We start from the raw sequence: 13,060 nt of genomic DNA, 5'->3' as shown, positions 1-13,060 counted from the left end.
ACTACACTAATGGCGTTCTCAACGGGGTGCCACGCCTGTGCGTGCGCTGAGAAAATACCCGTCGAACCTGATCCGGATAACGCCGGCGAAGGGATTTGAGGCTACCGCTCAAAATCCTTTGCCACCCATCTATTGAGGTGCAAAGTGCTAAAAAAATGTCTTCCTCTGCTGCTCCTGTGCGCAGCGCCCGCGTTTGCTAAACCCGTACTCACCGTTTACACCTATGACTCGTTCGCCGCCGACTGGGGCCCGGGTCCGGCGGTGAAAAAAGCGTTTGAAGCTGACTGTAACTGCGAGCTGAAACTGGTAGCGCTGGAGGATGGCGTTTCGCTGCTCAACCGCCTGCGAATGGAGGGGAAGAACAGCAAAGCCGATGTCGTGCTGGGTCTGGACAATAATCTGCTGGAAGCCGCCACGCAAACGAAACTCTTTGCGAAAAGCGGTGTGGACAGTGAGGCAATCAACGTACCCGGCGGCTGGAAAAATGACACATTTGTTCCATTCGATTACGGTTATTTCGCTTTTGTCTACGATAAAAACAAGCTAAAAAATCCGCCGAAAAGCCTGAAAGAGCTGATCGAGAGCGCTCAAAAATGGCGTGTAATTTATCAGGACCCGCGCACCAGCACGCCTGGGCTGGGGCTGCTGCTATGGGTACAAAAAGTTTACGGCGCCAACGCGCCTGATGCCTGGCACAAACTGGCGGCCAAAACGGTTACAGTAACGAAAGGCTGGAGCGAAGCTTATGGCTTATTTCTGAAAGGTGAAAGCGATTTGGTGCTCAGTTACACCACTTCTCCGGCATATCACATTATTGAAGAAAAAAAGGATAACTACGCTGCCGCTAACTTCAGCGAAGGCCATTACTTACAGGTAGAAGTGGCGGCGCGCACCGCCGCCAGCAAGCAACCGGAACTGGCGGAGAAATTCCTTAAATTTATGCTCTCTCCGGCGTTTCAGAATGCTATTCCTACCGGCAACTGGATGTATCCGGTAACCCATGTCCCCCTGCCCGCCGGATTCGAAAAACTGAGCAAACCTGCCACCTCGCTGGAGTTCAGCCCGGCAGAAGTCGCCGCGCAACGTCAGGCATGGATTAGCGAATGGCAACGCGCCGTCAGCCGTTAATACCCGGCTGGTTAATGCCGGGACTTTGCGCCGCCACGCTAACGATAACCGTTGCGCTGGCGGCCTTTATAGCACTTTGGCTGAACGCGCCGCCAGCATCGTGGTCCGCAATCTGGCAGGACAGCTATCTGTGGCATGTCGTGCGCTTCTCGTTCTGGCAGGCGTTTCTGTCAGCAGTACTGTCGGTGGTTCCGGCCATTTTCCTCGCCCGCGCGCTTTATCGACGCCGCTTCCCCGGACGTCAGACGCTACTGCGTCTGTGCGCCATGACGCTGATTTTGCCGGTGCTGGTCGCGGTGTTCGGTATTCTGAGCGTGTATGGCCGCCAGGGCTGGCTGGCCTCGTTGTGGCAAACATTAGGGCTTGAGTGGACGTTCTCCCCCTACGGTTTGCAGGGCATTTTGCTGGCGCACGTTTTTTTTAATCTGCCAATGGCGAGCCGTTTATTGCTACAGTCCCTGGAAAGTATTCCCGGCGAACAGCGCCAGCTCGCCGCCCAGCTCGGGATGCGTGGCTGGCATTTTTTCCGTTTTGTTGAATGGCCGTGGCTACGCCGGCAAATCCCCCCCGTTGCGGCGCTGATTTTTATGCTCTGTTTCGCCAGTTTCGCTACCGTACTGTCGCTCGGCGGCGGTCCACAAGCAACCACCATCGAACTGGCTATCTATCAGGCTCTGAGCTTCGACTATGATCCCGCCCGCGCAGCGATGCTGGCATTAATTCAGATGATCTGCTGCCTGACGCTGGTGCTGCTAAGCCAGCGATTGAGCAAAGCGATCGCACCGGGCATGTCGCTGATGCAGGGCTGGCGCGATCCTGACGATCGTCTCCATAGCCGCCTGACAGATGCCTTGTTGATTATGCTGGCGCTGCTGCTGTTGCTTCCGCCGCTGCTCGCCGTGGTGGTAGATGGCATCAATCGCAGCCTGCCGGAAGTGCTGGCGCAACCCGTTCTGTGGCAGGCTATCTGGACATCGCTACGCATTGCGCTGGCGGCAGGAGTCCTGTGCATCATTCTGACCATGATGCTGTTATGGAGCAGTCGCGAGCTCCGCCAGCGCCAGCGGGTATTCGCCGGGCAAACGCTGGAACTCAGCGGGATGTTGATCCTTGCAATGCCGGGTATCGTGCTGGCGACGGGCTTCTTTTTACTGCTCAATAATAGCATCGGCTTACCGGAATCCGCTGACGGCATCGTGATTTTTACCAATGCGCTCATGGCGATCCCCTACGCGCTGAAAGTACTGGAAACCCCAATGCGTGATATTACCACCCGTTACGGAATGTTGTGTCAATCATTAGGGATTGAGGGCGGAACGCGGCTAAAGGTCGTGGAACTGCGCGCCCTGAAGCGCCCACTGGCGCAAGCGCTGGCGTTTGCCTGCGTACTTTCTATCGGCGATTTCGGCGTCGTCGCACTTTTCGGCAACGATAATTTCCGTACGCTACCGTTTTATCTGTATCAGCAAATTGGTTCCTACCGTAGTCAGGACGGTGCGGTGACCGCGCTAATTTTGTTATTGCTCTGCTTTACGCTATTTACCCTCATTGAGAAACTTCCGGGCCACCATGTTAAAACTGATTGATATCACCTGGCTTTACCATCATTTGCCTATGCGTTTTACACTGACGATAGAACGCGGCGAGCAGGTGGCCATTCTCGGCCCTAGTGGCGCCGGAAAAAGCACGCTGTTAAATTTAATTGCTGGTTTTCTTGCACCTGCCAGCGGTACGCTACTGATTGCAGATGAGGATCATACGTTTACGCCGCCCTCACGCCGTCCGGTCTCAATGCTATTTCAGGAGAATAATTTATTCAGCCATCTGAATGTGCAGCAAAATATCGGTCTGGGGCTAAACCCTGGGTTAACGCTCAACGCCAGCCAGCGGGAAAAACGGGACGCTATCGCACGTCAGATGGGCATTGAGAGTCTGATGACGCGTTTGCCGGGCGAGTTATCGGGTGGTCAGCGTCAGCGGGTAGCGCTGGCGCGCTGCCTGGTTCGTGAACAGCCGATACTACTGCTTGATGAACCATTCTCTGCGCTCGATCCTGCGCTGCGCCAGGAAATGCTCACACTGGTCAGCGATATCTGCCGCGAGCAACAGTTAACGCTGTTAATGGTCTCGCATAGCGTGGAGGATGCGGCGCGGATTGCCTCGCGCGCCGTTGTCGTGGCCGACGGACGTATCGCGTGGCAAGGAAAGACCACGGAGTTGCTTAGCGGTAGGGCCAGCGCCTCAGTGTTGCTGGGGATTAACGGTTGATCGTGCAGATCGATAGGCCTACAGACCTGATAAGCGTAGCGTCATCAGACACAATAAGGCCGGCTAAGGCATTATCAGAAGCCTACGACTTTGTGAAGAATATCGATATACATTGGCATCAGCGGGTGGCGCATCAGCATCACCAGTGCGACAATCCCCGCGCCAGACACCATCGGCGCCAGCCATAACAGACGGGACCGCGGCAAAAACGCCGTGAGTCGATCGGTCGCCGCTTTGCCGCTGCGCCACCATCGCCAGCACAGCCAGCCGCCAACCCACAACAACAAGGCGGTCGCCAGTAACAACCATTTGAAGCTACCGCTTTGTTGATCGGCAGGGATATCAATAGCGGCGCCAGCCAGAATGCCCGGCAGAAAATAAAACGGCGGCCACAGCAAACAGCCAATCACGTTCGGAACAAGAAATTTTGCGACGGGAAGATCCAGCATCCCTGCTACCATCGGCACCAGCGGCCTTGTGGGCCCAACAAAGCGCCCGACCAGAATGGTGAACATACTGTGCTGATGTAACGCATGTTCGGTTTTATCCAACAGCGACTTGTTCTTTTTCATAAAAGACCAGCGGTGCAGCGGTTTTTTAAAACGCCACCCCAGCCAGAACGAAATCCAGTCGCCCATCAGACAGCCAACAATGCCCACCAGCCAGGCATGCCAAAAATTGAGCTCGCCGCTGCCGATAAGCGCGCCCAGCCCCGCCATCAGCACCGTGCCGGGTAAAATCAACCCCACCAGCGCCAGCGACTCCAGGAAGGCGACCAGCAACACGGCGATAAGCGAATAGAGAGCGGATTGGGTGATAAAGTGTTCCAGCAGTGCTTGCATAGTGTGTCCGTCAGCGTGATGAAGCAGGGATTCTGCTTACCCTTTCCCGCGTCGTCAAGCCGTCAATTATCTGAATAGTTACGACTTATGACATCTTTGTGGACACATCATTCACTTTTTCTTCACATCCTGCTCTGAACTCACTGGGACTTGCACCGGTACATTTTTTAAATACCCGTGAGAAATAGAGCTGGTCGTCAAATCCAACATTGCGCCCGACGGTCGCTATCGGCATCCGTGTGGTGCTCAGCAACAGCTTTGCCTGGCTGATACGCTGATCCTCGCGCCAGCTTAAAACGCTAATACCTAACTGCTGGCGGAACAGATGCGACAACCGGGAAGGCGACAGGCAGACATGCTGGGCGACGCTGGCAATATCAAAATGGCTGTCCGCCAGATGGTCACTGATATACTGGCAGGCATCGCGCACACGGCTATCCATCGGCGGATGCAGCGACTCATTAATCGCAGCCATACGCCTGAGCAACAATTGCTCGAGCAGATTGATCGCCAGTAGTTCAGAATAGCGTCCTTCCCCCTGCCCGGCGCTAATGATCTGCCCGAACAGTTCGCTAAAATGGGGTTGCCGCGCCTCGTCCGGGCGGAAAAATCCCGTCTGGGCAAAGATTGTCGGCCAGGCCAGCCACTCCTGCCAGTAGGCGCGAGGTCGAAAGTAAACCCACTGGTGATACCACTCACTGGCGTCCGGATGACGTCCATAGTGATGGATCTCACCTGGCGGAAACAACAACATATCGCCAGGTCGGCAGACAAACTGCTCGCCATTATTATTAATGACGCCCTCTCCGCGGATAGTCAGGTTAAGGATATATCCCTTCATGCCCAGCGGGCGATCGATAAAAAAATCCAGATATCCATTCGCTTCAATCGGCGTCAACCCGGCGACCAGATGAGCATTAAATGAATATCCCGGTAATAGCGGATCATTTTGCGTTTCAGCCATTATCTCCCTACCCTCCGGTATGCAGAGAAGAAACAAATTGTCCATATTGACCAGGACGACAGCGCTTCCCGCTTGCACGTCCTTGCGTCTGATGAAAGCACGCACCAATCCCGCTTGTGAAAAGCGCTTTGTAACAAAGCCGCACAATGCGGACGATAAAATGAAGTAACAGAAGTGTCTATAACTATGGCTGGAATGTCCACATTGAATATTTGCACAGCATCACACTTTGCAAAGCATTAGCATTTTTATCCATAAGATTAGCGGATCCAGCCTGACGTTTTTTGCCGCCAATCTCTACTGTTTCTCCATACCTGTTTTTTTGGATGGAGTAAGACGATGGCAATTGCAATTGGCCTCGATTTTGGCAGTGATTCAGTGCGTGCTCTGGCTGTGGACTGCGCCACCGGCGAAGAGATCGCCACCAGCGTAGAGTGGTACCCGCGCTGGCAAGAAGGCCGTTATTGCGACGGACCGAACAACCAGTTCCGTCATCATCCGCGTGACTATATGGAATCAATGGAAGCGGCGCTGAAAACCGCTCTGGCACAACTGAGCGCTGCGCAACGTGCAGATGTCGTTGGCATTGGCGTTGACAGCACCGGCTCTACACCAGCGCCGATCGATGCCGAAGGTAATGTGCTGGCCCTGCGCCCGGAGTTTGCGGAAAACCCGAACGCGATGTTCGTCCTGTGGAAAGATCATACCGCCGTTGAAGAAGCGGAGGAGATTACCCGCCTGTGCCACACGCCGGGCAAGGTAGATTATTCCCGCTACATTGGCGGCATCTATTCCAGCGAATGGTTTTGGGCCAAAATTCTGCACGTGACCCGTCAGGATAGCGCTGTTGCGCAGGCTGCCGCATCATGGATTGAGCTGTGCGACTGGGTACCGGCCCTGCTTTCCGGCACTACCCGACCACAGGCTATCCGTCGTGGCCGTTGCAGCGCCGGACACAAGTCCTTATGGCATGAGAGTTGGGGGGGACTGCCGCCCGCCACCTTCTTCGACGAGCTTGACCCTATCCTGAACCTGCATTTGCCCTCCCCTTTATTCAGCGAAACTTTCACTGCCGACCAGCCGGTTGGCACGCTATGTGCGGAGTGGGCACAGCGCCTCGGTCTGCCCGAAAGTGTGGTGATTTCCGGCGGCGCGTTCGACTGCCATATGGGCGCCGTTGGCGCGGGCGCGCAGCCTAACACGCTGGTGAAAGTCATTGGAACCTCTACCTGCGACATCCTGACGGCTGAAAAACAGAGCGTTGGCGATCGCGCCGTAAAAGGTATTTGCGGTCAGGTTGACGGCAGCGTGGTGCCGAACGTTATCGGTCTGGAAGCCGGTCAATCCGCCTTCGGCGATATCTATGCCTGGTTTGGCCGGGTGCTTAGCTGGCCACTGGAGCAGCTGGCCGCGCAGCATCCGGAGCTGAAAGAACAGATTAAAGCCAGCCAGAAACAGTTATTACCCGCACTGACCGAAGCATGGGCGAAAACCCCGTCGCTGGATCATCTGCCAGTAGTGCTCGACTGGTTCAACGGTCGCCGCACGCCAGATGCCAACCAGCGTCTGAAAGGCGTCATTACCGATCTCAATCTTGCCACCGACGCGCCAGCGCTGTTTGGTGGTCTGATCGCCGCTACCGCTTTTGGCGCACGGGCGATTATGGAGTGCTTCACCGAACAGGGGATTGCTGTTAACAACGTCATGGCCCTGGGCGGTATTGCCCGAAAAAATCCGGTAATTATGCAGGCCTGCTGCGACGTACTGAATCGCCCGCTACAGATTATCGCTTCCGACCAGTGTTGCGCATTAGGCGCCGCTATCTTTGCCGCCGTCGCCGCGAAGGTTTATGCCGATATTCCCGCTGCTCAGCAAAAAATGGCGAGCCGCATCGAAAGAACACTGCACCCCTGCCCAAAACAGGCCCAACGCTTTGAACACCTCTATCGCCGCTATCAGCAATGGGCGACAAGTGCCGAACAACACTATCTTCCGGCTGCCGCGCCGATGCACAAAGCCCCGGTCAACCAGGCAACCCTGACTCATTAAGGACACGACAATGACGATTTTTGATAACTATGAAGTGTGGTTTGTAATTGGTAGCCAGCATTTGTACGGCCCTGAAACGTTGCGTCAGGTTACTCAACATGCTGAACATGTCGTAAACGCACTGAATACCGAAGCCAAACTGCCGTGTAAACTGGTCTTAAAACCGCTGGGCACGACGCCAGATGAGATCACCGCTATTTGTCGTGACGCCAACTATAACGACCGCTGCGCGGGTCTGGTCGTCTGGTTGCACACCTTCTCTCCGGCCAAAATGTGGATCAACGGTCTGACGATGCTGAACAAACCGTTACTGCAATTCCACACCCAGTTTAACGCCGCCCTGCCGTGGGACAGCATTGACATGGACTTTATGAACCTCAACCAGACCGCACATGGTGGCCGCGAGTTTGGTTTTATTGGCGCGCGGATGCGCCAGCAGCATGCGGTCGTCACCGGTCACTGGCAGGATAAAGAGGCCCATGCGCGTATCGGTTCCTGGATGCGTCAGGCGGTCTCTAAACAGGATACCCGTCATCTGAAAGTCTGCCGCTTTGGCGACAACATGCGTGAAGTCGCAGTGACCGATGGCGACAAAGTGGCAGCCCAGATAAAATTCGGTTTCTCCGTCAATACCTGGGCTGTGGGCGATCTGGTACAGGTGGTGAATGCCATTAGCGAGGGCGATATTAACGCCCTTATCGACGAATATGAAAGTAGCTACATCCTGACGCCAGCCACCCAGATTCACGGCGATAAACGCCAGAATGTGCGAGAAGCGGCTCGTATCGAACTCGGTATGAAACGCTTCCTGGAAGAAGGCGGCTTTCATGCCTTCACCACCACCTTTGAAGATTTACACGGTCTGAAACAGCTTCCGGGTCTGGCCGTACAGCGTCTGATGCAGCAGGGCTACGGCTTCGCAGGCGAAGGTGACTGGAAAACTGCCGCTCTGCTTCGCATTATGAAAGTGATGTCAACCGGTCTGCAGGGCGGCACCTCCTTTATGGAGGATTACACCTACCACTTTGACAAGGGCAACGATCTGGTGCTCGGTTCACATATGCTGGAAGTGTGTCCTTCCATTGCCGTTGAAGAAAAACCGCTCCTCGATGTTCAGCATCTTGGCATCGGCGGCAAAGAAGATCCGGCTCGCCTGATCTTCAACACCCAAACTGGCCCGGCGATCGTCGCCAGCCTGATCGACCTCGGCGATCGTTACCGCCTGCTGGTCAACTGTATCGATACGGTAAAAACCCCGCACGACCTGCCGAAACTGCCGGTGGCCAACGCATTGTGGAAAGCACAGCCGGATCTGCCGACCGCGTCTGAAGCGTGGATCCTGGCCGGCGGCGCGCATCATACCGTCTTCAGCCACGCGCTGGAGTTGAACGATATGCGCCAGTTCGCCGAAATGCACGATATCGAAATTGCGGTCATCGACAACGAAACTCGTCTGCCAGCCTTTAAAGACACGCTGCGCTGGAACGATGTGTATTACGGCTTAAAACGTTAATGATGTTGTTGCCGGGTGGCGCTGCACTTATCTGTCCTACAGCCGTTCCCGGGCCGGATAAAGTCTCTGTGCCGCCATCCGGCACACAGGAGTCAACATGCTAGAAGATCTCAAACGTCAGGTGCTGGAAGCTAATCTGGCGCTGCCAAAACACAATCTGGTGACCCTCACATGGGGTAACGTCAGCGCCATCGATCGCGAGTGCGGCGTCATGGTGATTAAGCCGTCCGGCGTCGATTACAGCGTAATGACAGCAGACGATATGGTGGTGGTTAGCCTCGCAACGGGTGAAGTGGTCGAGGGAACGAAAAAGCCCTCGTCCGATACGCCAACCCACCGTCTGTTGTATCAGGCATTTCCGACTATCGGCGGCATTGTGCATACCCATTCACGCCACGCAACTATCTGGGCCCAGGCGGGTCAGCCAATTCCGGCGACAGGCACGACCCACGCCGACTATTTCTACGGTACAATTCCCTGCACCCGCAAAATGACCGATGCAGAAATTAACGGCGAGTATGAGTGGGAAACGGGCAATGTCATTGTCGAATCCTTTGAAAAACAAGGTATTGATGCCATCCAAATGCCCGGCGTGCTTGTCCATTCTCACGGTCCGTTTGCCTGGGGTAAAAATGCCGAGGATGCCGTGCATAACGCTATCGTGTTGGAAGAGGTAGCCTATATGGGCATCTTCTGCCGCCAGCTGGCGCCGCAATTGCCCGACATGCAGCAAACACTTCTGGATAAACATTATTTGCGCAAACATGGCGCAAAAGCCTATTACGGTCAGTAATGATCTAAAGACGCGTCCCATTTGGGGCGCGATGATGAACCTGGTCAGTGATATCTTCAGCAAATGCGCTTTGATATATGTAATTATCAGAGCTCACATATTCAATACTATTATCGTAATGCCCCTGAAGCATCTTTCCCTCCAGAGCATGGAAGAAAATGTAATCCTCAATTGTTGACTGCCAGCGCTGCCCATTTAGCAGATAGTTAATCATCGTATCCCTGTGACCATTTTTTCTGTCGTGTCCTTGCCAGTGAAAAAAAGCATTGCCGTTTTCAATAATCTCGGTGCGCCAAATCTGATCTGTCCATGTTTTATACTCAAAAAATTTACTCACGGTTTTTATGGCAACGTTAGCGCGTTGAGTATTCACGAAGAGATAGCGATCGTACCCCACCAGACGTGCCTGTAAATTCATTCTCATAAAATAATAATTCCTGAACACCATAATGTTGATAAAAACACCCGCACCTGGAAGTGAAAATAAAATTATATTCTTAAATAAAAATTAAATTATGCAGAGAGTTCCCGACGAATTCGTACTGTAATTCATTTTTATTTAACCATAGCGGTCAATTGAAAATATTATATTTCTACCTGATGGTGCGGATGTTTCAAATAAAATTCTTACATTTTCTATTAATTAACACAAACAAAAAATATCGCTTTTTTGTTAATCCGAGAAATAATTAACAGATTCAAACAAGCACTATTCTGAAAAATATCAGATATCTGAAAACAGACTTGACACAAAACAACCAACCTATAGATATCAACCTTAAATATACACAATTCAAAATTAACAGCTATAGAATAATGATATCTACTGGATACATCAGCATTATTACATTGATAAATATTCCTTCCTGAAAAAATATAAAAACACGGTAATCCTTTTACCCTTTAAATATTCATTAAAAATATCAATGGAAAAAACTAATTCATGAAATATCACTTTATCATCTCACACTCATTTTCCAGAGGATGTTCTTTTTTACGTCACACGCCTGTACAAAATAACAGTATTCCTCCATAAACCAGGTTATAATTATCTCTGGTTTTTTTTGATGGGTAAGCAGCGTGGCGCAGGCAGGCTTTATTTTAACCCGGCACTGGCGGGATACGCCGCAAGGGACTGAAGTCTCTTTCTGGCTGGCGACGGACAGGGGGCCAGTGCAGGCGACGCTGTCGCCGCAGGAGTCCGTGGCATTTATTCCAACCAACCAGACCTCCCACGCCGCCTCGCTGCTACAAATGGAAAAAGACTATCGCCTGACGCCGCTCCAGCTGCGAGACTTTCATCGCCAGCCGGTATCGGGCCTGTACTGCCGCACCCATCGCCAGCTTATGCGGTTAGAAAAGCTGCTGCGCGAAAATGGTGTCACCGTTTATGAAGCGGATGTACGGCCACCGGAACGTTACCTGATGGAGCGCTTTATCACTTCGCCCGTCTGGGTAGAGGGCGAGTTACGCGACGGCATCATCCATAATGCGCGCCTTAAGCCCCATCCGGATTACCGACCACCGCTAAAATGGGTATCACTGGATATCGAAACCACACGACACGGCGAACTGTATTGCATTGGTCTGGAAGGCTGCGGTCAACGTGTCGTTTATATGCTTGGTCCGGCGAATGGCGATGGCCGTCAACTGGATTTTAAGCTTGAGTATGTCACCAGCCGCCCACAGCTACTGGAAAAACTGAACGCCTGGTTTGCCAGACATGACCCTGACGTCATTATCGGCTGGAATGTGGTGCAGTTCGACCTGCGTATGTTACAAAAACATGCAGAACGCTACCGTATCCCTTTACGTTTGGGACGAGACAATAGCGAACTGGAGTGGCGCGAACACGGCTTTAAAAACGGCGTTTTTTTCGCCCAGGCCCGAGGGCGAGTTATTATTGACGGTATCGACGCGCTTAAATCCGCGTTCTGGAATTTTTCGTCTTTTTCACTGGAAGCCGTCTCGCAAGAGCTGCTCGGCGAAGGAAAATCCATTGATAACCCCTGGGATCGTATGGATGAGATCGATCGCCGCTTCGCCCACGATAAACCCGCCCTTGCTACCTACAACCTGAAAGACTGCGAGCTGGTCACACGAATTTTCCATAAAACCGAGATCATGCCGTTTTTGCTGGAGCGTGCAACGATCAACGGCCTGCCGGTCGATCGTCACGGCGGCTCAGTCGCCGCATTCGGGCACCTCTATTTTCCGCGAATGCACCGTGCTGGCTATGTCGCGCCCAATCTCGGTGAAGTGCCGCCGCTGGCAAGCCCCGGCGGCTACGTAATGGATTCACGTCCCGGGTTATATGATTCGGTACTGGTGCTGGATTATAAAAGCCTGTACCCATCAATTATCCGCACCTTTTTGATTGATCCGGTCGGTCTGGTCGAAGGTATGGCGCAGCCGGATCCGCAACACAGTACCGAAGGCTTTCTTGACGCCTGGTTTTCACGCGAAAAGCACTGTCTGCCGGAAATTGTGACTCAAATCTGGCACGGACGCGATGAAGCTAAACGCCAGGGTAATAAACCGCTCTCGCAGGCGCTTAAAATCATTATGAACGCTTTTTATGGCGTGCTCGGTACGACGGCCTGCCGCTTTTTCGACCCTCGTCTGGCGTCGTCTATCACCATGCGCGGCCATGCGATCATGCGTCAGACCAAAGCGCTGATAGAGGCGCGGGGTTATGATGTGATTTATGGCGATACCGATTCAACTTTCGTCTGGCTAAAAGGCGCGCGCAGCGAGGAAGAAGCGGCGAAAATAGGCCATTCTCTGGTCAATCACGTAAACCAGTGGTGGTCGCAGACCTTGCAACAGCAAAAGTTAACCAGCGCTCTGGAACTGGAGTTTGAAACTCACTTTTGCCGTTTTCTGATGCCGACCATCCGCGGCGCGGACACCGGCAGTAAAAAACGCTACGCGGGCCTGATTCAGGAAGGCGATAGCCAGCGTATGGTATTTAAAGGCCTGGAAACGGTACGCACCGACTGGACACCGCTGGCACAGCGCTTCCAGCAGGAGTTGTATCTACGCGTTTTTCGTAATGAGCCTTATCAGGACTATGTCCGTGGGACGGTCGATAAACTGATGGCGGGCGAACTGGATGCACAGTTGGTTTATCGTAAGCGTCTGCGTCGCCCTTTGAATGAGTATCAGCGCAATGTCCCGCCGCATGTACGCGCCGCCCGGCTGGCGGATGAAGAAAACCTGAAACGGGGCCGTCCGGCGCAGTATCAGAATCGTGGTACCATAAAATATGTCTGGACCGTTAACGGCCCCGAACCGCTGGATTACCAGCAGTCGCCGCTGGATTACGATCATTATCTTACCCGCCAGCTACAACCGGTGGCGGAAGGAATTCTTCCCTTCATTGAGGATAATTTTGCTACACTACTGACCGGGCAACTGGGGCTATTTTGACGCGTGACGAAAGCGTCGCCTTCCAGTACCATAGCGCCCTTTCCATTCCTGGACCTGATTAACGCCACTAC

Annotated in this window: 10 protein-coding genes and 1 riboswitch; of the genes, 7 read left to right on the top strand and 3 right to left on the bottom strand. The window is 53.2% G+C overall.

The window, feature by feature from the left end; genetic code table 11:
• Positions 1-12 precede the first annotated feature (12 nt).
• A riboswitch (TPP riboswitch) is annotated at positions 13-112 on the top strand.
• A 32-nt stretch (positions 113-144) separates the two neighbouring features.
• The 3 genes from thiB to thiQ are packed head-to-tail and all read left to right on the top strand — an operon-like array spanning position 145 to position 3,396.
• Positions 145-1,128, top strand: coding sequence for a thiamine ABC transporter substrate binding subunit (thiB, locus tag SBG_RS00475; protein ID WP_000913253.1), 984 nt, complete (start codon positions 145-147; stop codon positions 1,126-1,128).
• Complete coding sequence (gene thiP, locus SBG_RS00470; RefSeq protein WP_000235725.1) at positions 1,104-2,714, top strand: thiamine/thiamine pyrophosphate ABC transporter permease ThiP; 1,611 nt, start codon at positions 1,104-1,106, stop codon at positions 2,712-2,714. The genes thiB and thiP overlap by 25 nt, the downstream gene beginning before the upstream one ends.
• Positions 2,698-3,396, top strand: a complete 699-nt coding sequence (thiQ, locus tag SBG_RS00465; protein WP_000915984.1) for a thiamine ABC transporter ATP-binding protein ThiQ — start codon at positions 2,698-2,700, stop codon at positions 3,394-3,396. Before thiP ends, thiQ begins: the two co-directional genes overlap by 17 nt.
• Before the next feature lie 74 nt (positions 3,397-3,470).
• Here the strand turns inward: thiQ and SBG_RS00460 are convergent, their stop codons facing one another.
• Complete coding sequence (locus SBG_RS00460) at positions 3,471-4,238, bottom strand: DedA family protein (RefSeq protein WP_001148360.1); 768 nt, start codon at positions 4,236-4,238, stop codon at positions 3,471-3,473.
• Positions 4,239-4,323: 85 nt separating this feature from the next.
• The gene (gene araC, locus SBG_RS00455) at positions 4,324-5,202 is read right to left on the bottom strand and encodes an arabinose operon transcriptional regulator AraC (RefSeq protein ID WP_000852389.1); all 879 of its coding nucleotides are present in this window, start codon (positions 5,200-5,202) and stop codon (positions 4,324-4,326) included.
• A 339-nt stretch (positions 5,203-5,541) separates the two neighbouring features.
• Between araC and araB the strand changes: the two genes are divergently transcribed.
• From araB to araD, 3 genes are all read left to right on the top strand, one after another.
• Positions 5,542-7,251, top strand: coding sequence for a ribulokinase (gene araB / locus SBG_RS00450; RefSeq protein ID WP_000951829.1), 1,710 nt, complete (start codon positions 5,542-5,544; stop codon positions 7,249-7,251).
• A gap of 10 nt (positions 7,252-7,261) precedes the next feature.
• The gene (gene araA, locus SBG_RS00445) at positions 7,262-8,764 is read left to right on the top strand and encodes an L-arabinose isomerase (protein ID WP_000151761.1); all 1,503 of its coding nucleotides are present in this window, start codon (positions 7,262-7,264) and stop codon (positions 8,762-8,764) included.
• A 97-nt stretch (positions 8,765-8,861) separates the two neighbouring features.
• Positions 8,862-9,557, top strand: a complete 696-nt coding sequence (gene araD / locus SBG_RS00440; RefSeq protein ID WP_000888648.1) for an L-ribulose-5-phosphate 4-epimerase — start codon at positions 8,862-8,864, stop codon at positions 9,555-9,557.
• A 4-nt stretch (positions 9,558-9,561) separates the two neighbouring features.
• Here the strand turns inward: araD and SBG_RS00435 are convergent, their stop codons facing one another.
• Positions 9,562-9,981: a DUF4751 family protein gene (locus tag SBG_RS00435; RefSeq protein ID WP_001242657.1), complete on the bottom strand. Its 420-nt coding sequence runs from the start codon at positions 9,979-9,981 to the stop codon at positions 9,562-9,564.
• 656 nt (positions 9,982-10,637) lie between these two features.
• On the opposite strand from SBG_RS00435, the gene polB reads away from it, so the two are divergent.
• Complete coding sequence (gene polB / locus SBG_RS00430; protein ID WP_000035730.1) at positions 10,638-12,989, top strand: DNA polymerase II; 2,352 nt, start codon at positions 10,638-10,640, stop codon at positions 12,987-12,989.
• Positions 12,990-13,060: the final 71 nt, after the last annotated feature.

Source organism: Salmonella bongori NCTC 12419 (assembly GCF_000252995.1).
In the GTDB taxonomy this organism is placed as follows: Bacteria; Pseudomonadota; Gammaproteobacteria; order Enterobacterales; family Enterobacteriaceae; genus Salmonella; species Salmonella bongori.
Note: the sequence above shows the minus strand (reverse complement) of the source record. Positions and strands in the feature narration are given on the sequence as shown.

Coding starts and splice junctions, on each gene's coding strand:
- SBG_RS00435 (WP_001242657.1), bottom strand. CDS start 9,981: ATGAGAATGAATTTACAGGCACGTCTGGTGGGGTACGATCGCTATCTC.
- araA (WP_000151761.1), top strand. CDS start 7,262: ATGACGATTTTTGATAACTATGAAGTGTGGTTTGTAATTGGTAGCCAG.
- thiP (WP_000235725.1), top strand. CDS start 1,104: ATGGCAACGCGCCGTCAGCCGTTAATACCCGGCTGGTTAATGCCGGGA.
- thiQ (WP_000915984.1), top strand. CDS start 2,698: ATGTTAAAACTGATTGATATCACCTGGCTTTACCATCATTTGCCTATG.
- araD (WP_000888648.1), top strand. CDS start 8,862: ATGCTAGAAGATCTCAAACGTCAGGTGCTGGAAGCTAATCTGGCGCTG.
- SBG_RS00460 (WP_001148360.1), bottom strand. CDS start 4,238: ATGCAAGCACTGCTGGAACACTTTATCACCCAATCCGCTCTCTATTCG.
- araC (WP_000852389.1), bottom strand. CDS start 5,202: ATGGCTGAAACGCAAAATGATCCGCTATTACCGGGATATTCATTTAAT.
- araB (WP_000951829.1), top strand. CDS start 5,542: ATGGCAATTGCAATTGGCCTCGATTTTGGCAGTGATTCAGTGCGTGCT.